Raw genomic sequence first — 20,806 nt, 5'->3', positions numbered from 1 at the left:
TTTAAACTTCAATATGATGTTATTGGCCTTATATTTCAATAGATCCACCAGTTTCCATTGAATCATACTTGAGTTAATGCTGATATGACTTGACCTGAATGTATTCGGCACTGTCATTCTAGTCAATTCAGCACTGCTGAGTTTATGATAATGTAGCCTTCAGAAACACTTTTACATGCTTGGAAAAGCCTTATGAGCAAGACTACTCAAGAAAATCCAGCAGTCGAAACTTCTGCTGAACAAGATGTGTCAAAACCATCAAAAACCGCATCTAGCCGCACCGCTCGAAAAACCAGTACAACGGCCAAATCAGCAGCAAGCGCTAAACCTGCCAGCACACGCTCAGCAGCGCCGCGTAGCAGCAGTAAAAGTACAGCGTCTAAAACTACAGCTTCAAAACAAACAACTCAAACTTCTGTTCAACAGGAAAAACACATGAGCCAAAATACAGTTCGCCGCGTAGCAATCATTGGCGGTAACCGCATTCCATTTGCACGTTCAAATGGCGCTTTTTTCACAGCTTCTAACACTGACATGTTTACAGCTGCTTTAAATGGCTTGGTTGAACGTTTCAACCTGCAAGGTCAACGCTTAGGCGAAGTTGTTGCAGGCGCAGTGTTAAAACACAGCCGTGACTTTAACATGACACGTGAATGCGTGTTAAATACTGAACTTGCTCCAGAAACACCTGCTTACGATATTCAGCAAGCATGCGGTACTGGCTTGCAAGCTGCATTCCTTGTAGCAAACAAAATTGCTTTAGGTCAAATTGACGTTGGCGTTGCTGGCGGTGTAGATACAACATCTGATGCGCCAATCGCATTTGGTGATGGCTTACGTAAAGCATTGCTTGAATTAAACATTGCAAAAACGGGTAAAGACCGCCTGAAAGCATTAACTAAAATTAATGTCAAAGATTTGATGGATGCACCTAAGAATGGTGAGCCGCGTACTGGCCTTTCTATGGGTGACCACCAAGCGATTACAGCGCTTGAATGGGGTATTCCACGCGAAGCTCAAGATGAACTTGCTGCGACTTCTCATCAAAAAATGGCGAAAGCATACGAAGAAGGTTTCTTCGATGACTTGATCACGCCTTTCCTAGGCTTAGACCGTGACAACAACTTGCGCCCAGATTCATCTGTAGAAAAACTTGCGAAACTTAAGCCAGTATTCGGTAAAGGTGACGGCCGTACAATGACTGCGGGTAACTCTACACCATTAACAGACGGCGCATCTTGTGTTCTTTTAGCTTCTGAAGAATGGGCTAAAGCAAATGGTCACGAAGTATTAGCTTACTTAACTTTCCAAGAAACTGCTGCTGTAGATTTTGTTGGCACGAAAGAAGGCCTATTGATGGCGCCTGCTTATGCAGTACCGCGTATGCTTGAGCGTGCTGGCATTAGCCTTCAAGATTTCGACTACTATGAAATTCATGAAGCTTTTGCATCTCAAGTATTGTCTACACTTAAAGCTTGGGAAGATCCTAAATTCTGTAAAGAACGTTTAGGCCTAGATGCGCCATTAGGTTCAATTGACCGCACTAAATTAAACGTTAAAGGTTCTTCACTTGCTGCAGGTCATCCATTTGCTGCAACTGGCGGACGTATTTTAGCAACGGCTGCAAAACTGCTAAATGAAAAAGGTTCAGGTCGCGTATTAATCTCGATCTGTGCTGCTGGTGGCCAAGGCGTAACAGCAATTGTAGAAAAATAATTTGCATAATAGATTTTAAAAAGCACCTCAATTGAGGTGCTTTTTTATTTTTACAATATTTCTTGATGTACTCACTATTTTGCGCTGTCCATTATGAAGATCTATGCGCAGGCTGATAGCCTAATTGAGCTTCAATGTAGTCATAACACCATTGGAAAATAAAGGTATAAACCAAAATACACATTGTAAGTACTAAATCAGTGATAAAGGCTTGGGCTAAAGACATATTCAACGCATACGCCACCATAGGGATAGTCGCAAGCATTAAGCCACCTTCAAACCCAATTGCGTGTAAAACACGGACACCTACTGTTCTTTTCAGTTTACGTTTTGCTTCAAATTTTTCAAAAAAATGGTTAAAAATCATATTCCAAATCACCGACGTTACAGCCATGGCAATACCCAAAGTGCCTGTAACTTCCATCGGCATTTTAAAAATAAAACTCAGCGCAATTGCAATGATCACCAACAGGATGATTTCATAGCTTAGCGCATGAACAATCCTTCTCTTGGAAATCAACATTTTTAATTACTCAGCTTGTTTGTTTAAGGTTCAGCCATTTTATTTGTATAATTTTGATTGATCGAGTTAGATTCTTTCATTTTTTTTGATAGATTAACTTTAATTTAGCTTCACAAGAGATTCCTATGAATCTGAACCAAGAACAATTGATTATTTTTAAAAAAGTCATGGAAACAGGTTCTTTTTCTGCCGCTGCGCGTGCTTTAGGAAAAGTACCTTCTGCTGTCAGCATGTCCATTGCCAACTTAGAAATTGATTTAAATCTGCAGCTGTTTGAACGTATTGGCCGTGAGCCAGTCCCTACTTCACATGCAAAAATATTATATGAAAAAGCTGAACAGCTACTCATCGAAATGAATCAATGGAAACAGCTTGCACGGTCGCTCAGCACGGGACTTGAATCTGAATTGAATATTGTTGTCGTATCTGAGTTACTGCACACCCGCTGGACGGATTATATTGCTGCACTGGAAGCCCAATTTCCCACACTGCAAATTAATATCTTTACAGCACCCCAAGAAGATGCACAAAAAATGCTGATTAATGGTACAGCTCAATTTGCATTGATGTTTGAACGTGAACAATTGGAAAGCAATGAGCAGTTCATTGAACTTAAACAACAAGCTTTAATTCCTGTGGCAGCGAAGAACTACGCCCTTGCACAATTTACACAGCAAAGTTTTGAACAAATTTTACAAAGTAGACAAATTGTCGTTGCCAGTCGTGACCGCAATATTCGGCCTGAACTCTTATTTTCAAAAAATTACTGGCGTACAGACAACCATCACTCAGCCTGTGCCATGATTTTACAAAACCTTGGCTGGGGAGTTTTACCTGTCGAAATGCTGGATGAAAATCCATTTCTGAAAAAACAACTTAAAGTTTTAAACTTTTCAGATTTCACCCCAAAGTTTGAGTATTTTGTAGATTTAGTATGGAATAGAGAAAGCCTTCAGGGCACGGCTGCACGTTTTTTAATAGATTATGTAAAAAAACTGCGTAAAAATACCGTTTAAATGTCTTAAAAATAGCCACAGGCACTTTTGCTGTACAGTCTTTATGATATAACTAAATCAAGGGCAATAACTTTAAGAACTAGATTTAAATGACACATTCAGCTTTAACTCAATTAAAAAATTTAACAACGATCGTTGCAGACAGCAGTGACTTAACTGCGATTGAAAAATTCCGTCCACTGGATGCAACAACTAATCCTTCTTTAATTACTGCGGCCGCAAACCAACCTGAAAATATGGCTTTAATTGAGGCCGCTTATCTGCAGGCACAGCAAGAAGGTTTACAGCATGATGCTTTGATTGAGCGTACTATTGATATTTTAACGGTAAAATTTGGCGCGGAAATTTTAAAGCTGGTCGAAGGTCGCGTATCAACAGAAGTTGATGCAGCGCTGTCTTATGACACTGAAGCTACAATTTCAAAAGCTAAAGAGTTGTTGGCACTTTATGCACAGTACGGTGTAGACCAAAACCGTATTTTGATTAAAATTGCATCTACATGGGAAGGCATACAAGCAGCCAAAGTATTAGAGGCTGAAGGTATTCACTGCAACCTGACGCTGTTATTCGGCTTACACCAAGCTCAAGCCTGTGCAGATGCAAAGGTTACGCTCATTTCGCCTTTTGTAGGTCGTATTTTAGACTGGTACAAAAAAGCAGAAAATGTGGACAGCTATCCGATTGAAAAAGATCCTGGCGTATTGTCTGTAAAACAAATCTACCACTACTATAAACAGCATGGCATCCGCACTGAAATTATGGGGGCAAGCTTCCGTAGCGTCGATCAAGTGCTAGGCTTAGCTGGATGTGATTTACTGACCGTCTCTCCGAACCTATTAGATGCATTAGCGCAAGATCAACGTACAGTAGAAGCGCAACTTTCTGCAGATCATACACATCCGCACACTGAACACCCAATCAGTCCGCTCACAGAAACTGGATTTAAAGCACAGCTGGAAAAAGACTTAATGTCATTCCAATTACTGCAAGGTGGTATTGACGGATTTATTAAAGCACGCGAACAGCTGAGCCAGTTGTTACGCCAAGCTTTTGGTGAATCACAAGAAATTAAAGCTTAATTCTCTGCTTTTCGCATAGAAGCTTTTATAAATCAGGTGAGTTTTCCAATTTATCTACATATCTTGTCCACTCTAAAACTGATGTTGTTATACTGACGGCATCAGTTTTTTATTGGCAAAATCACGTGTTTGGCATTACAGACTTAACGACCTTTATTATTGGCACAACATTGATTGTGTTACTTCCGGGTCCAAATTCCATCTATGTAATGACCATCGCTTCACGCTACGGTATTCGCGCTGGCTATAAAGGTGCTTTTGGTGTTTATAGTGGCGATTTAATTCTGATTATTTTAACGGCTTTAGGTGCAGCATCTTTACTGCATGCATTTCCTTGGCTGTTTATTTTATTAAAAATTGTGGGCGCTACATATCTAAGCTACTTAGGTATTAAGCTTTTAAAGGCTGCCTATGACACTTGGCGCACTTCCGATGCACCTCAAGCTGTACAGCAAAAAGAAGATCTTTCGTCATTAAAGCCCTTCCGAACTGCGCTCACCATCAGCGTTTTAAATCCCAAAGCAATTTTGTTTTATCTGTCTTTTTTCGTACAGTTTGCAGATCCCAATTACCCGTACCCTGCTTTAACATTCATTATGTTAGCTATCGTTCTGCAAATCATTAGCATGAGCTATTTAACTATTTTAATTTTTTCAGGCGCAAAATTGGCGTCTTACTTTACTGCACGTAAACGCTTAACTGCCAGCTGTGTTGCAAGTGTGGGAATTTTATTTTGCGGTTTTGGGCTGAAATTGGCATTTTCATCACTCTAAACACTGAAGCCATAGTGAAGATAAATTAGGGATCTTTTAACAACAACAATCATTTGTCCCTAACTGAAATTATGGCGCATTGCGGTAAGTACGGCGCATCATCTCCAACTCTAAACGCTGTGTTTCATCTGGATCATCTACCCCTGTAAACATAGTCAGCCAAAGACCGTCAGCCGCACAGCGTAAAAGTTGCAACTCAATGCCACTGTCTGTCTCTGCATGTAAAACCAAACGTCCATTTAACCATTCAATCCATTGTGCATTAAAAGCCTGATCCGTCAGCATGACCATAGAAATAGCCGTCCATAAACTGCCAATTTCCTGCACATCACGCTGTAAGGTAAAATGAATAAAAGCACGGGTAAACCGTCCATAAGGCTCAGGATCGCGTGCCATATACTCATCAAAAGCCTGATCAAGTCTTTGTAGCACAGTACTGACGACTGCACGTATTAAAGCGGGTTTATTCGGAAAATGATGTAGCAACCCACCTTTCGTCACACCCGATAAATCAGCCACAGCTTGCAAAGAAACACCAGATAAACCTTTATCTGCTGTCAGCTGAATAGCCACATCTAAAATACGTTGTCGGACTCGCTCAGGTTCTTTTTTCCGCTTGTAAGGATTATCCATTAATGCCCCGTTGAATTTGAAAATAAGTTAATCACCAATACGCCTGAAACAATCAGTGCGATACCCAGCATTGCAGGCAAGTCCAAATTTTGTTTAAAAATAAAATAGCCCACTGCTGCAGTTAAAATAATACCCACACCCGCCCAAATGGCATAAGCAATGCCCAATGGAATAACCTTAATTACTTGTGACAGTAAATAAAATGCAATACAAAACAGCACAACAACAGCTATCGATGGCCAAAATTTTGTAAAGCCTTCAGATTTTACCAAAAAAGTAGAACCTGTGACCTCAGTAATAATGGCTAAGGCCAGCATGGCATAAGCCATATAAATCGGATTCATTGTATATACACTCACCAAAACATACCGCATGGTCGGTATGTTATATTTTTATAAAAATAATGCAAGTCCACACGTGTAACTGTGAATCACGACTTCGTGTAAAGATGGCTACTTTAATGTGGTTTCTAAATGATCTTCAGGCGCATATTGCGCTAAAAATTCAAAGGTTTTTTGCAAAGTTTGTTGGCTTGCTTTTTTACCCATCATAAATTGATATTCATGAACCAATAATTCTTTGCTCTCTGGGTAAAAAACTTCAGTTACGGGAACATTAACCTGTTTTAAACTTTGCACAAATGGCATGGATTGGCTTTGGGTTAAAAAGTCCTTATTTCCCCCGCTGATAAAGACAGGCGGATACGCTGCGCTCAAATGCTGACGTGGTGAAATACTGGCTAAGAAATCAACATCCTGCATTCGATCCCCTGTATAAGCTTGTACTAAATTGACAATCCCCCATTCTAATAATTTAATTTCTTCTGGGGCCATGTGTACAAAATCACTTAAATCATAAATGCCACAATGCAAAATCAGACCTTTTAAATCTGTTTGTTCTAAAACGGGTTGAAAGTTTTGAGATTGTGCATATCCAGGATTACTCACAAAACTGGCGTAGTGGCTAGCCATGTTTGCCCCAGCCGAATCTCCAGCTAAAAAGATCTGTTGTGCATTTAAATGGTATTGAGTCGCATGCTTTTGAATATAAGCAATCGCTTGGTTTATTTGATGTAACTGTGTGGGATAAATTGCTTCAGGTGCAAATTGATATTGTACAGACACCACGTTATAACCAGCATCTGCAAGACGTTTAAAATAGCCACGTGCATGTTCTTTATCGCCAGAAATCCAACCGCCGCCATGTATCCAAACAATGACGGGGCGTGGTGCTAATTGCGCTACATGAGCAGAATGATATAAATCAAGCCCAAGCTCTGGTGTTTGCATATAAGGAATATTGTTATATACCTTGATATGTTGAGGTGCGTGTCGATCAATGAATTTTTTTTGAATTTGAGTCGATGCATTAAATACACCTGCAATTACACGGCCATTGGACTTTGTAGATTGACATGCAGACAACTGTAACATCAACAAAATACTTAAAATTGCCATCCCAGTTCTATGCATGCTTCCACTCACAACAAATAATACCAAACACAAATTATACCTTTAAATAGAGAATAATTAATTTGAATGACTAACCAAAACAATCTAGTCAAAAGCTGAGCTTTTTACTGTGAATTATTTGCCAATCAATTGGCATTTAAAAAAACTTAATTATATGAATTCAAATATTATTTTCTATTTAAAATTGAACCTTCACACACAATATGCTATGTATAAAGAATACACTGGCAAAGATAAATATTGGAGTTTTTCTCATGGCTTATCAACAAATTTTAGTCCCTGTAGATGGTTCAAAAATCTCTCTTTCTGCTGTTAAAAAAGCAGCTCAACTTGCTATTGCTTTCAATAGTAAATTAACGCTGATTAGCTTGGTTGCAGAAGATCCATTTACTGATGCTGACTTCTACTACTCAACTGCCATCATGCGTGATTACTTTGTGCAAGCCTATGAAAATGCCGAAAAAGCATTGCTTGAAGCATCTCAAATTGCAAAAGATCTTGGCGTAGATGCATCAACAGAAGTGGTAAAAGGTCTTGTTTCTGCCGAAGGCGTAGTGGCAACTGCCGAACAATACAAAGCCGATCTGATTGTAATGGGTTCACACGGTCGTAAAGGTTTCCAAAAAATCTTGCTCGGTAGTTTTGCACAAGATGTATTAAGTAATACTGAATTACCTGTACTGATTGTAAAATCTTAAAATTTGCTATGAGCTACAAATGAATCACGGTTTTTACATGATTTATAATAATGCAGAAATCACACGATTTTTCATGAATTCAAAACCATAATAATGTGATGACTTAAGGAGTCTAACATGAGCGCATATTCACACATTCTTGTTGCTTTAGATGAATCCCCTATGGCTTATGCTGCTGTAGAACAAGCCTTAAGCTTGGCACAAGACCTAAAAAGTCAAGTCACTATCATGAGCGTGATTGCAATTGATCCCTTTGTTGGTGTCGATTTTTATAAAGTTGCCCCAGCAATTACGGACTACTTTATGCAAGCAGAAAAGAATGCCAAAGAGCGCCTAGAAGATGTAAAACAATCTTTTGTTCGTGATGGCCTCAGTGTGAATATCAAACTTATTCATGGGGTATCTCCTTCACAAGGTATTATTCAAGTGGCTGATGAAGTCAATGCAGACTTAATTATTATGGGGTCTCATGGTCGCAGAGGTATTCAAAAAGTTATGCTCGGCAGTGTGGCTCAAAATGTTCTGACCCAATCACCAATTCCTGTACTAATTGTCAAAGTCTAAATTCAAGCAAAAAATATAATTAAAAAAAGCCCAATCCTTTTCGATTGGGCTTTTTACATCTAAATAACAGCATAAAATTTAAAGCTTTACTCGTGCCAATGTAGAAAATGCTTTTTTAGAATCTAGTGACTTACAATAATCCTATCCCGCAGATTAATTTATTGCGATTCATTTCAATCAAAGTTTTATTCATTTTTTGACCAAACTACAATTTATTCATTGCTTTTAATAACAACGGTATTGGCCATTTTGTCATGCCAACCTTGTTTCTTTTGATCAAATGCAACCCAAATACCAAGGATGAAGGGAAATAGCCCAAATAACGTATCAACGATTGTAAGGGTTTTATTTTGTCACCTGTGGTGGCATCTACAATTTTAAGCCCCAAAAGGATTTTCCCAGGCGATGCCGACCAAATGTGCCAGACCAATAAAGTTAAAATAAAAGGTAAAATATAATTAATCGTGACATCAAACCATAATACGGATAATTGCTCAGAACGTCCCGTATCTAAAATTAAATCCCAATCCCCTTGGTAAAACCAAAAAAGAAGAAACAACATGATAATCAATAAAATACAGGAATCGATAATACACGCGCCTGTACGGATCCAAAATCCTGCATATTGAGAAGGTTCCTGAAGCATGTGAATTATCCTTGTTTTTTGTTTTATTCACTTACTATAAAGCAGTCTATTTACAGACTAAATTGTAATTTTGTATAAAAAAATCCTTCTATTGAAGGATTTTTAATATCACTTGAAATTTGAATTAACTCATAGCTTTATGCAAATGTTGCAAAAATACTTCTGCTTCTAAGCCAGTATCAAAATGCTTTTCGAATACTGCATTTTTTTGCACGCTGTTTGGGGTGTACTCTGTTGCAACGGTAAAACCGCCACTTTGACTCTTAGAAATTCGCACTGCAATAATATGTTGGGTATTTAAATAAAAGCCATCTTCAACTTTAACTAACATAACAGCCTCAAAATTTCGCTCACACTAACTGAGTCTCATCAACTCTTTCACTTGATACATTTATTACAGTCAGACACTATAAAATGTAATGTATTTAAATAATTGTACTCCTAAAATGTGAAATACATAACACTTTTCACGTAAGTTTAATAATTTAGCATTATTAAAACAATGAATTATTCAATATACCTCATTTAAAAAAATATCATTTTTACAAGATGTTTTTTATTTCATAAGTTTAAATTTATTCTTTAAATTAACTTTATATACACAATAGACATAAAAAAACCGGATGCGAACATCCGGCTTTAAGCTAACCCTTTCACACTATACGCTTAACATACTGTTCAGAGTTTCTGATACGTTTTTAGATTTTACTTGAGGTTTTAAAGCCTCCAATTCCGCTTTTACCACCGAGCGCTGTGGTTCTGCCAAAGTGTACCAACGTGACAACGCTTGCAATAAACGTGAACCGACAATTGGGTTTTTCTCATCAAGGTACTTCGCAAGCCCAATAAAATGCTGCACGCCAAAGCTCCATGTATTTACAGGATTGGCATTCAAGCCGCCGGATACTGCGCGGATACGGTTCGGCACTTTCAAATCATAATCCGGATGCTGCGTTAATGCCTGAATAGATTCAGCTGTCGCTTTCGGATGCGCTGCCTGCACCATGAACCATTGATCCATCGACAGCGCTTCACCTTTAAAGCGTGCATAGAAATCCGCCAATGCTTCTTTGGCTTGCGGCGCATCATTCCAAACCAGCACTTTTAAAGCGCCTAAACGTTCAGACATATTTTGCGTGGTTTTAAACTGTTCAAAGGCTAAATCAAATACTGACTCATCCCCCTGACGCGCCATCATATTCAAAGCGATATTTTTCAGCGCGCGCACACCCATTGCCTGACTGAACTCTGCAGGCGCTTCTAATGTTTGATAAATATTTTTCCAAAAACCGGTAAATGACAGCGCAACAGCGGTAAGTAAAGCATTGCGCTTTTCTTGGATCATGGCTGGATTGTAGTTCTCATCAATACGGCTGCCCAAATAGCCCTCAGCCGGAACATCCAACAAGCGTGAAGCCAATAACGGATCTTTGCAGACCAATTGAGGCAGCAGCTTAGGCGAACTGATCGCATCTAAATAAATTTGCGCATCATGATCTTTCAGTAGAATGTTTTCGACCAGGCTCTGCGCCGCCTGCCATTGGTTAAAGCCATTGGTTTCATACTGCAGAAGGAATGCAAGCTCTTCATCTGAATAGTTGAATTCCAGATTTACCGGCGCGGAGAAACTACGTAGCAATGAAACAACAGGTTGTGCTTTTACGCCTGTAAATTCGATCACAGCTTCATCTTGATCAAATAAATACACACCATCTTTTACGGCGTTTTCAAACAATGCATCAGAATTTAACACCAATTGCTCGCCAGACGCTTTATTAAAGAGTGCAAGCGCCACAGGAATCGGCACTGCTTTTAAATTTGGATATTTAGGATGTGCTTTTAGGCTTTGCTTTAAGCTTAAACGGTAAGTTTGTGCAGTTGCATCGTATTCACCCTGCGCTTCTAATTTTGGTGTACCTGGTTGGTTATACCAGATCAGGAAGCTTGATAAATCTACACCCGAACCTGCAGTTAAAGCAGCTACCCAATCTTCGACAGTTACTGCTTGGCCATCATGGCGCTTGAAGTATTCATCTGTACCCGCACGGAATTTTTCTTTGCCGAGCAAAGTCGCCATCATGCGGTTAATTTCAGCGCCTTTTTCATAGACTGTTGCCGTATAAAAGTTATTAATTTCAACAAAATGGTCAGGACGTGGCGGATGTGACAGCGGGCCTGAATCTTCTGGGAATTGATGTGCTTTAAGTACAGCAACATCATCAATACGCTGTACCGCAGCTGATTGTAGGTCTTCAGAGAAAGACTGGTCACGAAAAACGGTCAAACCCTCTTTTAAGCACAATTGGAACCAGTCACGGCAAGTAATACGGTTACCTGTCCAGTTGTGGAAGTATTCATGCGCAATCACAGACTGCACACGCATAATGGCGGCATCCGTTGTATATTCTTCATCTGCCAATACACATGAAGTATTAAAAATATTCAGGCCTTTATTTTCCATTGCGCCCATATTGAAAGCGCTAGTCGCGACAATCATATAGTTATCTAAGTCATAAGGACGACCGTAGTGTTCTTCATCCCAACGCATAGAGTGCTTTAAGGCTTCCATCGCAATATGACATTTCGCGATATCTTTTTCTTCTGCATAAATTTCTAAGGCAACATTACGCCCTTCAGAAGTGACGTATGAGTCTTTTAATACAGCTAAATCACCAATAACGCAGGCAAATAAATAAGCAGGTTTTTTGGTTGGATCTTGCCATACCGTATAGTGACGACCTTCACCCGCCTCACCAGCTTCAATCAAGTTACCATTAGCCAAAAGCACAGGGAATTTTTTATCTGCCTCTACGCGTGTGGTAAATACCGACAACACATCTGGACGGTCTGGGTAAAAGGTAATTTTACGGAAACCTTCAGGCTCATTTTGGGTAACGAATAAATCACCACCCGCCAAATATAAACCTTCAAGTTGTGTATTCGATTCTGGATGAATAATGACATGCGTTTCAATTACAGCATGTTCAGGTGCATTCGCAATTGACAGTTGTTCTGTGTCGAGTTGATATTCATTTTCTGCTAAAACTTGACCATTCACTTTGATGGATTGTAGTTGCAAGTCTCGGCCTAAAAGAACAAGATCGCCTGCCGTTTGGCGTTGCATATCGAGTTTGGCGTAAACATGCGTTTTGTCATCAAAGACTTGAATATCTAGCTGAATAGAATCTACAAGGAAAGACGGCTTTTGATAATCTTTTAAATAAACAGTTTGGTCTGCTTCAACTACTGGATGTGCTGCAATATTCATATAGAGTCCTAATCCTTTATTTAAACGTCTAGACAGCTGACGATTCTTAAAATGGGCAATGCATTAGATCATACGATAAGTTTTTCTAGCTGTCTGTGCATTTCATTTGTAATGTATATGGGAATAAAGCGCACTCATTTCAATTGCTTTCGCTGAATATTTATGATGCCCGCTGTATATTTGCGCAGATTAAAAACCAAGCTCACAATACAATTGTAAGCGCAACAGCTCTTAAGCACGCTAATTAAGTTTTATCAGCGAACATACACCTAAATAACAAATTCACTAAAACTTTAGGAAAATACACACGTTATCCAGGTCAAATTTCATGCAAATCTAGTATCTAATTCTAGGCAAAATTTACTCTGATTGAAGCAAGCTCATAGCAACACCGTACATGCACCAAGCCATATCATTTTATTCTTTTCATGGTGCATCTAGATGACAAAGCTGCTGGAGTTCAGCCAGCATTTAAACTCAATCCTATAAATTCCAAAGCTTTAAAATGTTGAATTTTAAAGTATCACCCAATAAATAGTTTTTATTTTTAAACAACTTAGCAACATAATTAAAATTAATTCACGCTAAATTTCTTAATTCGTACATTTTGTGCACAGTTATTGCTTTTATCTAGCTGAACAAAGTTCACAATAAAATTTACTGAAAACAAAAAAGAGGTGCACCATGTATTTAAAAGATCACATTGTACGCGTAGAAAACGTGAAAGCACTACAAGCACTGGATGCAGCAAATATTGATCACAAAGTGATTGCTATGTTTATGAGCTGCGAAGGTATTCCCCTACAAACCTATGAAGTTAGCGCAATATTAAATAGCTATGAGCATTTAGGAGGCAAAAAAATCCCCACAAAGAAAGTCCAAGCATTGATTGATGCAAAACAACTCGGTGAGGAAGATGAATCATTACCATGCCCTGCAGCTTACTAAAAACAGTTACAGCAGTCTCTACTAACTGATCAGGAGATAAAGGATTGCCAAGATATGAAAAGTGCTAAAGGACATCTAATGCTATGACCTTAGTACGCTTAAACCACGCATACCCTGTGTAAAGCTGATTTTTATACGTCGCTTTATACAGGATTCATCCTTTATAGGCGCTTAAATTTAACCCTTAGCACCGAATGACAACGGTGTATAATCAATTCACTTTCTCTTTGATTTGATGACTTAGGTTATGACTTTAAACGTTCTACAAAAACAGCTGGATGCGAGCACAACGTGCCCACTCTGCCATGCTGCAATGTTTTGGACGGAAGCCGAACAATACGATCAAGAAATCAATTATTTTGAATGTAGTCACTGTCAGCACCAAATATTTCCAGAGCAACAACGCACATGCCACTGTGAAAAATGCTTAGCACAGCGTAAAAAGCTGATGGCGGAATCCCGATTACAGGAGCAACGTAAGCTACGCCAAAAAGATCAGCATGAATATGAACTCAGTCAATTGAGCTTTATGCAAAAGCTGTTTTTATTAGCGCTTTTAGATCACCTAGTGCAAGAACATACAACACATCACGAGTTTATTGATTGGGATCAAATCAAATACTACCCAATAACGCCAAATTATCTCTTTCAGAACTCAATTATTAAATATCTAGTGAAAGAGCAAGTATTAATCTGCAAAGACTTTGCTGCCCAAGCACAGCAGTATTACCTGAATATTCGCTTAGATGGCTACTCAGAACCAAGCCTATTTAGCATTACGCACCAATTACGGTTATGGTTTTATGAAAACCTCTCTATGGGTGTGCCATTTAAAAATGCCGAAGAAGTGAAAGATGCTCTTTACACGGTTTTGTATCAAGAAATTATTCAATTTATGCAGTTTTATTGTCGCTCGTGGGGAATCCAAATTGCGGGCAATAAAACCTTCCGTGCATTTTGTTATCAATTAATGGATGGGCTAGCAATTGGACAAATTTATTACCTAATCCAAACGGCCTTAGAATACTTGTATCAAAAAAATGCACTGCAAGCGCGTAACGAAAACTTTATTAATACCAACTTATTAAAAAAAACCTTACAGCAATATCGAGAGCGTAGCCTGACAGAAAAATGGGAAACCAGCACCCTGCCACGCCCACCCCAAATGCCATTGAGCAAAATGAGCCAAATTTTGTTTTACCGCTTTCTGGGCTATGACGAACGGATTTTTTTCCAGCCAGTATGGCGTTCTTGGAAAAAAATTGAAGCGCGCTTGAGTTTCCATTCCAACAAACGTTGCATCCACTGTGGCTCTGAAGAACTCTCTGTCGATTACGATGCCTCTGATTATGTCACGCTTTTCTGTCGCAATTGTAAACATCAAGATCACTATTTCACGCGTTAGGGACAATCAGCCCATGAACCAACTCGAAACCTTGCTTCCCTTAAACACGACTGAACATTTAAGCGACCTCAGCGCTCCCTTAATGGAGCAAGTCTGTGAAGCATGGACACAATTACAAACCCAACAGCCTTTGGTACATATTATTACCAATGGGGTTGCCAATAATTATGTTGCAAATGTGCTTTTGGCTGCAGGCGCATCGCCAGCTATGATTGATAACCCTTTCGAGGCAGAAAGTTTTGTACGAATTGCGGGTGCTTTAAATATAAATTTAGGCATGCCCACTTCTGAGCAGATGCAAGCCATGCAAATTGCGGCACAAACGGCACAACACATGGCAAAGCCTTGGGTACTTGACCCAGTTGGTTATGGACCTGCTCTGCCTTGGCGCTCAGAAATGACCAATCAGCTGATTCAATATGCACCAACTGTGATTCGAGGCAATGCTTCTGAAATTAGTGCACTTGCAGGTAATCAAGTCGAATCCAAAGGTGTAGACAGTACCTTAGACAGCGCTGAAGCTTATTTACAAGCGACATCATTACTCGAATATGCAAGTTGCATCGCCATTTCAGGTGAGTCAGATTATATTTTATCTAAAGAACTGAATGCAGTTATTCAAGTTAAAGGCGGTTCTTTCCTACAACCGAAAATTACAGCATCAGGCTGCGCATTAGGTGCATTAACAGCTGCCTATTGTGCAGTCAGTAACGCTACGGTAGGCACTGTGGCCGCACATATACATTTTGCAATTGCAGGTAAAAAAGCCTATGAACGTGCCAATACGGTTGGAAGTTTTAATGTTGCATTTTTAGATGAACTACATTGCTTAGATGCAGATAGCCTGCATCAATATCAAGACCTATACATAACAGCCTTATAAGTGAGGCTTAATACCCAAGCAATATGTATCAACGACTTGGTTTTTAATCGTGCATAAGCATACCCAGCCAGTATGCTTAACGCACCTTACGCCCAATCGCTAGGTTAAACGTCGTTTCCACAATGGTTTTTAAATCTAACTGACATACACACATCATGCCCATCCCATCAAAATAATCAGGCACATGTTGCATAAAAAATTGATGATGCGTGTCCTGTTTATTACGCAGTCGAATCAATTGCTCAGGCGTAATTTTTGGAATATCACAATAATGTGTAAATACCTCATCATCACGTTTCTCAACTTGTGATTTACGCGACATCACCATTTTTAGTACTCTCAAATGATCTGAACTCATTTTTCGTCCATTACGCGGATAAAAGTTTACCGAGCGCGAAGCAAATAGAGAATAGACTTTAGGTTGCATAAGCGTAGTGACAAACCATAATGGAACACTGGGATGACGTAAGCGATGATGAAATGCAACTCGAATTGCAGAACGTAAAGATAAATTGCGACGACGATACTGAGCTAAAAATCCAGCACGTGACATCACCACAAAAATAGGCTGGTGATCTAATTTTAATTTTAAAATGGCAATAATATTTTGCCCAACCAAAATGTTTTTGTGAAAATACTGAACCACTTGAACTGAAACGGCATCTAAGTCATATACAAATTGATATAAGTTTTCAATTTCAGTGTGTGGAAAAATTTGCTGATCAAATGCCCAAATTTGTTGAAAAAACAAATGCTTTTGCTCTACAGAGAGCTGCACAAAATCAGTCACTCGTTCTGTGATTTTCATAAGATGCACTCACTGCATTTAACTTTATAATAAAAAATATTTTTTTAATTTAAAATATATATGACTCTAATGAGTCTATTTGTCTTAAGCATAATAACTTTCACGCATAAAACTATGACCCAATATCCAGAACTTTTGGGCTATTTATACAATAGACAATCTACCCTGTACATATTGAACAAAAAACTAAATCATACCTAAGCGTATAACAAAAATCTTCATTCAAGCCCTATAAAAAAAGCTGGTAGATAACTACCAGCTTTTTAAATAAGTATGTGAAGCGTGTTTAATGACGTATTAGAACCGTTTTAATGCGATTTTCATCCATCTCAGTGACTTCAAATACAACGCCCTGATATTCAAGCTGTGTGCCAATATCGACCACACCCTGCATCTTGTCTAGAATTAAACCAGACACACTAATGTAGCCTGCATCTTCTTCAACCAAGTCCAACATGCCCAATTCAAGTTCTAACTGATAAACATCTAGCAAGCCCGAAGCACGCCATGTGTGTTCATCTAATTTAACTAAATCAAGTTGCTCGTCTGCATCAGGGAATTCCCCTGCGATTGCTTCAAAGACGTCCAGTGGAGAAACTAAGCCTTGCACATTACCAAACTCATCACTCACCATCACCAAAGAACCTTTTGAAGTTCTCAAAGTATTAATCGCATCAATCACTTTCATTTTTTCGAAAATATAAATTGGGCGGTGGCGTTTAATTAAAGCTTTGAGTTCCGTTTCGTCATCAAGTACATCCAATAAATCCTTGGCGCGCACCACACTAATGACTTTATCTAAACTACCTCGACACACAGGGAATAAACTATGTGGTACCGATAAAACCTTTTCACGAATTTGCTCTGCTGTGTCATCAAGATCGACCCACGAAATTTGGCTACGCGGTGTCATAATTGATGCAACTGAACGTTCTGCTAGGGTTAAAACCCCACCAATCATATAACGCTCTTCATCAGCAAATGCTTCTTGTGCTTGTAAGACAACACGATCATCCGTAGTTTCAACACGACCACCCATTAATTTTAAAATGGAGTCTGCAGTCCGATGACGCAAAGGAATTTTAGATGCATGTTTGGCAACATTACGTTGACCAAATTGGTTAAAAGCTTCAATCGCAATGGCTACGCCAATACCCGAATAGATATAACCTTTAGGAATATGGAAACCAAATCCTTCTGCAATTAAGCTGATACCAATTAATAGTAAGAAGCTCAAACACAAAATCACCACCGTTTGATGACGGTTCACAAATGCAGTTAAAGGTTTAGATGCCAATAACATGACTGCCATAGCGACAATCATTGCTGCCATCATAATGCGGATATCATCCACCATACCAATAGCAGTAATTACAGAGTCTAAAGAGAACACTGCATCTAACACGACAATTTGCGCGACAACTGCAGCAAAGCTCGCATAGACTACATTATTCGACACTTTGACTTCTGGCTTACCTTCAATTTTTTCGTGTAATTCAGAAACCGCTTTATACACAAGGAATAAACCACCACCCAACAGGATAAGGTCTCGCCCAGAAAAAGGATGATCAAATATATTAATGAGAGGTTCAGTCAGGGTGACTAACCAAGAAATAGCAAACAACAAGCCTAAACGCATGAACAATGCGAGCGTTAAACCAAGTACACGTGCTTTATCACGTTGTGAAGGAGGAAGTTTTTCTGCCAAAATGGCAATAAAGACTAGGTTATCAATACCTAATACAATTTCTAAAATGATTAATGTAATTAAACCAACCCATAACCCAGGATCCATAAAAAATTCCATTAGTTATTTACTCCGCAGTATTGAGTTTGGTAGGTACTAAGCAGATCTGCGCACGGCGACGGATCCATATTTGAAGCCTTTGTTACTATAGATAAATTTATTATGCACAAACTTAAGATTTTGTAATGATTTTTTTGTAATTTTTTTGAGTTAAAGCTCAAATTTCACGCAGAGTAAAAACTTACTTTATATGTGTTCAGTTACTGTAGTGTAAACAACTAAATTAAGTATGCTGGGCTAAACTGGACTTTAAATTGAAAAATTTAATACCTTAATAATTTATTACAAGCTCAATAAAACATTTAATTTATTCATATTTATTTATATCAATCGTTATAAAAATCCAATTTTATATATGTAAAATATTTTTCAAATAAATACTTAAATTAAATCATCCAAACACATATATACACATACTACAAAACTTTGTATTCAACCAATAAAACAAAGATTAATACTAATATTTAAAATATACAGTTACTTAGAAACCAACTATCACTCTGACACTATTCATGACCTATATATTATAAAATCAATATTTGTTATAGATGACGGACAGTAAAAAACTGATTTAACAGTTAAACTTAAAGCCATTTATCCGAATATTCTGGTGCATCTATCATTTGAAAAATCATTTAACTATAATCAAATGATTAAATTTCTTTTACTTGTTGTGAATTCTAAAAATATCTATTGATATTGAACACACTTTTTACTTAGAATAACGACAGATTAAATAAAATTACAAAAAATTTGACTTGGGGCATTTCATGACGAAAAAGTATTCTAAATTTTTACCAACGACTGACGACTTCAACTTAGAAAATTTCCCATATTATTGGGTAACTCAGGTTCATGCACAATATGTTCTTAATGTAGATCATGCACTTAAGAAGTATGGTGTTGATAACTCACGTCGACGTATTCTCCTTGCATTGAAGTCTAAGCCACATGCAAGCGTATCGGATTTATCTGAAATGGTGGTGTCTAAAATGTCCACCACAACCAAGATTGTCTATCGCTTAAAAGATGAAGGATTAGTAGACACTTATTCATGTGAAGATGATGCACGTATTACGCGCGTTGTACTCACTGAAAAAGGCAATCTAATGACGCAAAAGATTAATGATTTAACCAATATTGTATTGGAGCAATCATTCGAAGGCCTTACTCCCCTTCAAATTGAAAAAACCATGGAAAGCCTACGTCATATATTTAAGAACTTGTCTCGTTAAATATATCTCACTACATTCTCAAATATCAGTCGAAAAAATTTAGTTGGGGACTAATTTTTTCGACTTTTATTTTGGGTACGTGTGAACATTCAAATTCTTCTACTGGAAAGCCTTCCACAAAACTCTGGATATTCGGCGATTTCCAGTTTAACCACTCTTCTAAACGTGCATGCGGTATAACTATAACTGAACGCTTTACATCACCAGGCTCATGAAAGTCCTTCATCATAGGATGGTCTATGGCATTCATTGTGATCATTGTACTTGACCGTATAACTTCAGAACCTTGCTGACAAATATCATAGAGCGCAGCAATATAAAATGCCTGCCCGTCTTTACGACGCACACCCCAACGCTGGGGTTTATTATCGATATATTTTGATTCATAAAACTCTGCAACGGGTATAACACCAAACTTGCATTTAGAAATTGCATTGATAAAACTGGCTTTTTGTAGCAAAGTTTCATTACGTGCATTATAGGTTTTTAATGCAATTGATTTATCTTCTGCCCATTTAGGTACCATACCAAAACCCACTTTACGCCACTCTAAACCTTGTTGAGCATTAAATAAGAGTGGTAAATCGTAATTTGGATATACTTCCGCCACATACTCAAATGGAATTTCAGGTAAGTGCAATCTGTGTAATTGCTCCAACGTCAGCGGTTTAAAATTAGCACACATAGTTTCTAGACTAAAAAAACTTATTAATATAATAATAGATTCACATAAGCTTGTGCATTCTGACTAAAATCCATCAAGCTACTATTTCTTTACATTGCGATGTGTATGCATCATTTTTTATTAATTTTCTAAAGGTTCTTGAATTTTCAACATAGCACGATAGATCCGCCAATACACGACGCACGAAAAAATAGGATCAATTGCCACATCTTTGTATTCATTAATTTTTTCTAATTCTGACTCACTCCATTCTTCAGAATAATTTGTCCAAATCAATTCAATCAAAATCACAGCAACTACAAAAATGACTAAAGTTTTGAGCACAATCGGCAAATATAATGCAAAAAAGCGATTTAAAAATTGTTGCCCTTGTTCCCCACCATTGGCCTTAAATATCGCATTGGTCCAACTAATCAATAGCCCCAGATTCACCACAAAGGTTGCTAAATTTAATCGTACAGGTTGCTCAGGCGTAATGGCCACAAAAAAGAATGAAACTAATATTAAAATACTGCTCGCGATATAATAGTTTTTAAATTGACTTTGCTTAACCTGATGAGTTTTTAAATCGTGTATGAGCTGTTTTACATTCCAAAAATACATATAAAATAAGTTCCTCTATTTATTTCTATTTATACATGAAAAAA

Annotated in this window: 20 protein-coding genes and 1 pseudogene; 10 read left to right on the top strand and 11 right to left on the bottom strand. The window is 38.1% G+C overall.

Going from position 1 to position 20,806, the window contains the following annotated elements; all coding sequences use genetic code 11:
• Positions 1 to 192 precede the first annotated feature (192 nt).
• Positions 193 to 1,716: an acetyl-CoA C-acetyltransferase gene (locus HYG93_RS05075; RefSeq protein ID WP_178961932.1), complete on the top strand. Its 1,524-nt coding sequence runs from the start codon at positions 193 to 195 to the stop codon at positions 1,714 to 1,716.
• A 91-nt stretch (positions 1,717 to 1,807) separates the two neighbouring features.
• On the opposite strand, the gene aceI is transcribed toward HYG93_RS05075, so the two are convergent.
• Positions 1,808 to 2,239 carry a chlorhexidine efflux PACE transporter AceI gene (gene aceI, locus HYG93_RS05070; RefSeq protein ID WP_121594534.1) on the bottom strand — a complete coding sequence of 144 codons (432 nt, stop codon included), beginning with the start codon at positions 2,237 to 2,239 and terminating at the stop codon, positions 1,808 to 1,810.
• A 125-nt stretch (positions 2,240 to 2,364) separates the two neighbouring features.
• Here aceI and HYG93_RS05065 point away from each other — a divergent pair, with 125 nt between their 5' ends.
• From HYG93_RS05065 to leuE, 3 genes are all read left to right on the top strand, one after another.
• Entirely contained in the window at positions 2,365 to 3,255 is an 891-nt protein-coding gene (locus HYG93_RS05065; protein ID WP_120367794.1) for a LysR family transcriptional regulator, read from the top strand.
• Positions 3,256 to 3,344: 89 nt separating this feature from the next.
• Positions 3,345 to 4,334: a transaldolase gene (gene tal / locus HYG93_RS05060; RefSeq protein WP_106984917.1), complete on the top strand. Its 990-nt coding sequence runs from the start codon at positions 3,345 to 3,347 to the stop codon at positions 4,332 to 4,334.
• A 125-nt stretch (positions 4,335 to 4,459) separates the two neighbouring features.
• Positions 4,460 to 5,107, top strand: coding sequence for a leucine efflux protein LeuE (gene leuE / locus HYG93_RS05055; RefSeq protein WP_178961930.1), 648 nt, complete (start codon positions 4,460 to 4,462; stop codon positions 5,105 to 5,107).
• A gap of 69 nt (positions 5,108 to 5,176) precedes the next feature.
• Here leuE and HYG93_RS05050 read toward each other — a convergent pair whose 3' ends face one another.
• The 3 genes from HYG93_RS05050 to HYG93_RS05040 all read right to left on the bottom strand — a co-directional run bounded on the left by HYG93_RS05050 (position 5,177) and on the right by HYG93_RS05040 (position 7,212).
• Positions 5,177 to 5,740: a TetR/AcrR family transcriptional regulator gene (locus HYG93_RS05050; RefSeq protein WP_120365467.1), complete on the bottom strand. Its 564-nt coding sequence runs from the start codon at positions 5,738 to 5,740 to the stop codon at positions 5,177 to 5,179.
• Complete coding sequence (locus HYG93_RS05045; protein WP_117007584.1) at positions 5,740 to 6,084, bottom strand: SMR family transporter; 345 nt, start codon at positions 6,082 to 6,084, stop codon at positions 5,740 to 5,742. The genes HYG93_RS05050 and HYG93_RS05045 overlap by 1 nt, the downstream gene beginning before the upstream one ends.
• Positions 6,085 to 6,192: 108 nt before the next feature.
• The gene (locus HYG93_RS05040) at positions 6,193 to 7,212 is read right to left on the bottom strand and encodes an alpha/beta hydrolase (protein ID WP_372658587.1); all 1,020 of its coding nucleotides are present in this window, start codon (positions 7,210 to 7,212) and stop codon (positions 6,193 to 6,195) included.
• A gap of 254 nt (positions 7,213 to 7,466) precedes the next feature.
• Between HYG93_RS05040 and HYG93_RS05035 the strand changes: the two genes are divergently transcribed.
• The gene (locus HYG93_RS05035) at positions 7,467 to 7,910 is read left to right on the top strand and encodes a universal stress protein (protein ID WP_106984921.1); all 444 of its coding nucleotides are present in this window, start codon (positions 7,467 to 7,469) and stop codon (positions 7,908 to 7,910) included.
• Positions 7,911 to 8,027: 117 nt separating this feature from the next.
• Positions 8,028 to 8,474 (top strand): universal stress protein, encoded by a 447-nt coding sequence (locus HYG93_RS05030; protein WP_106984922.1) that lies wholly within the window; start codon positions 8,028 to 8,030, stop codon positions 8,472 to 8,474.
• A gap of 212 nt (positions 8,475 to 8,686) precedes the next feature.
• On the opposite strand, the pseudogene HYG93_RS05025 reads toward HYG93_RS05030, so the two are convergent.
• The 3 genes and pseudogenes from HYG93_RS05025 to pepN form a co-directional block, all read right to left on the bottom strand.
• Positions 8,687 to 9,120 (bottom strand): annotated as a pseudogene (locus tag HYG93_RS05025) (RDD family protein).
• 124 nt (positions 9,121 to 9,244) lie between these two features.
• A complete protein-coding gene (locus tag HYG93_RS05020; protein WP_106984924.1) occupies positions 9,245 to 9,451 on the bottom strand; it encodes a hypothetical protein in 207 nt (68 codons plus the stop codon).
• A gap of 327 nt (positions 9,452 to 9,778) precedes the next feature.
• Positions 9,779 to 12,388, bottom strand: a complete 2,610-nt coding sequence (pepN, locus tag HYG93_RS05015; protein WP_121531277.1) for an aminopeptidase N — start codon at positions 12,386 to 12,388, stop codon at positions 9,779 to 9,781.
• A 684-nt stretch (positions 12,389 to 13,072) separates the two neighbouring features.
• Between pepN and HYG93_RS05010 the strand changes: the two genes are divergently transcribed.
• From HYG93_RS05010 to thiM, 3 genes are all read left to right on the top strand, one after another.
• Positions 13,073 to 13,336 (top strand): hypothetical protein, encoded by a 264-nt coding sequence (locus tag HYG93_RS05010; protein ID WP_106984926.1) that lies wholly within the window; start codon positions 13,073 to 13,075, stop codon positions 13,334 to 13,336.
• A gap of 247 nt (positions 13,337 to 13,583) precedes the next feature.
• Entirely contained in the window at positions 13,584 to 14,741 is a 1,158-nt protein-coding gene (locus HYG93_RS05005) for a hypothetical protein (protein WP_178961929.1), read from the top strand.
• Positions 14,742 to 14,754: 13 nt separating this feature from the next.
• Entirely contained in the window at positions 14,755 to 15,624 is an 870-nt protein-coding gene (thiM, locus tag HYG93_RS05000) for a hydroxyethylthiazole kinase (protein ID WP_120363609.1), read from the top strand.
• Positions 15,625 to 15,700: 76 nt separating this feature from the next.
• On the opposite strand, the gene HYG93_RS04995 is transcribed toward thiM, so the two are convergent.
• Together HYG93_RS04995 and HYG93_RS04990 are read right to left on the bottom strand one after the other, a co-directional pair.
• A complete protein-coding gene (locus tag HYG93_RS04995) occupies positions 15,701 to 16,432 on the bottom strand; it encodes a hypothetical protein (RefSeq protein WP_117007579.1) in 732 nt (243 codons plus the stop codon).
• Between the two features lie 286 nt (positions 16,433 to 16,718).
• Positions 16,719 to 18,239, bottom strand: coding sequence for a TerC family protein (locus HYG93_RS04990; RefSeq protein WP_106986763.1), 1,521 nt, complete (start codon positions 18,237 to 18,239; stop codon positions 16,719 to 16,721).
• A gap of 770 nt (positions 18,240 to 19,009) precedes the next feature.
• On the opposite strand from HYG93_RS04990, the gene HYG93_RS04985 reads away from it, so the two are divergent.
• On the top strand, positions 19,010 to 19,474 hold the full coding sequence (locus HYG93_RS04985) for a MarR family winged helix-turn-helix transcriptional regulator (RefSeq protein ID WP_106985782.1): 465 nt from the start codon (positions 19,010 to 19,012) through the stop codon (positions 19,472 to 19,474).
• Positions 19,475 to 19,499: 25 nt separating this feature from the next.
• On the opposite strand, the gene HYG93_RS04980 is transcribed toward HYG93_RS04985, so the two are convergent.
• The gene (locus tag HYG93_RS04980; protein WP_117007578.1) at positions 19,500 to 20,159 is read right to left on the bottom strand and encodes an SOS response-associated peptidase family protein; all 660 of its coding nucleotides are present in this window, start codon (positions 20,157 to 20,159) and stop codon (positions 19,500 to 19,502) included.
• Between the two features lie 120 nt (positions 20,160 to 20,279).
• Entirely contained in the window at positions 20,280 to 20,762 is a 483-nt protein-coding gene (locus tag HYG93_RS04975) for a hypothetical protein (protein ID WP_120366310.1), read from the bottom strand.
• Between the last annotated feature and the right edge of the window lie 44 nt (positions 20,763 to 20,806).

The organism is Acinetobacter sp. SwsAc6 (assembly GCF_013391565.1).
In the GTDB taxonomy this organism is placed as follows: Bacteria; Pseudomonadota; Gammaproteobacteria; order Pseudomonadales; family Moraxellaceae; genus Acinetobacter; species Acinetobacter cumulans.
Note: the sequence above shows the minus strand (reverse complement) of the source record. Positions and strands in the feature narration are given on the sequence as shown.